The organism is Vibrio sp. OPT46, assembly GCF_015163535.1.
GTDB classification, from domain to species: Bacteria; Pseudomonadota; Gammaproteobacteria; order Enterobacterales; family Vibrionaceae; genus Vibrio; species Vibrio alginolyticus.
The window spans coordinates 4647-5809 of record NZ_JADDYG010000490.1 but is presented as its reverse complement, the minus strand read 5'-3'; the positions used below and the strand labels follow the sequence as shown (position 1 = coordinate 5809).

At 40.7% G+C, this 1163-nt stretch carries 1 protein-coding gene; it reads left to right on the top strand.

What is annotated here, in order from left to right; all coding sequences use genetic code 11:
* The coding region (locus tag IQR33_RS20670) for a sacsin N-terminal ATP-binding-like domain-containing protein (RefSeq protein ID WP_193844005.1) at positions 1-1163 on the top strand (1163 nt) is incomplete at both ends.

Genomic DNA, 1163 nt, shown 5'->3' with positions numbered 1-1163 from the left:
AGAAAAGTACAATGCGGATTCCTTACTCAAAGAGTTTTTGCAAAATGCAGATGATGCGAAAGCTTCACGACTAACAGTTGCACTTGATCTTCGAAACCATGGTTCCCTTAAAGAACAAGCCTTAAACATTGCCTCAGGTCCTGCTCTAATCATTTCGAATGATGCGCTTTTTAACGAGCAGGACTTCAAGGCAATTGATCAGATTATGGATGGAGGTAAGGTCAATAAAGCTCAATCTACTGGTAGGTTTGGACAAGGTTTTACATCCAGTTTTAGTATTAGCGATCATCCTAGCCTAATTTCTGGTGGTATGAGGCATGGTACTTCTAAATGGTTTGATGCACATAAATCAGCCATTTGTAAGGAACTAAAAGACGAAGTCGCGACCTGGAAGCATGATGAGGTAAGCAGTAGTACCTATGAACGTTTAGAACCGTGGTTGCGCACTTTTCTTTTGCCTGGCGAGGAAGATACTGTTGGCCGAACAGTTTTTCGATTACCTTTGAGGACTCCCGAAACTGCGAAAACTAGCGAGATATCGAGTCAGATTTTCACCGAGCAGCGCTTCTACAAATGGTGTGATGAATGGAGAAAAAGCTCAGACAATTTGCTTTTTCTAAGGAATGTCCATACGTTAGTTTTGTGCAAAGTTCATGAGGATGGAAAGACGCAAGAACTATTGAAAATCGAAACTAAAAACATAGAAGAGATTAATTCAGCAAAGCAAAAGCTTAACAAAGCCATACCAACAAACATGTCTCCCCAAGAGATTTGTCGATCTTGGCTATTGAACAATATTGACCTCCCAACTGTGATGTACGAACATGAATTTCAGTGCCATTATTTCGATCGTAGTACGTCACGTAAAGAGTCTTTTCACTCTAAATGGGCTGTAGTCAATGGGTTATTCAAAGGAACAGATAGTTTACTTCTGAAACAGGCTCTAAAGTTTTTGGGGGTGGGGCCAAACTTCAGAAAAGTGTTACCTTGGGCTGGAGTAGCTATACCGATAGATCAACAAATTTCTAAAAACGATGAGAGAGGTCAGTTCTTTACCTTCTTACCATTAGGTATTAGAACGAAAAGCAAAGCGCACATGCAAGGGTGGTTCGAACTTGACGATAAACGAACCTCAATAGTATTGAAAGCTGGGAATGACGATC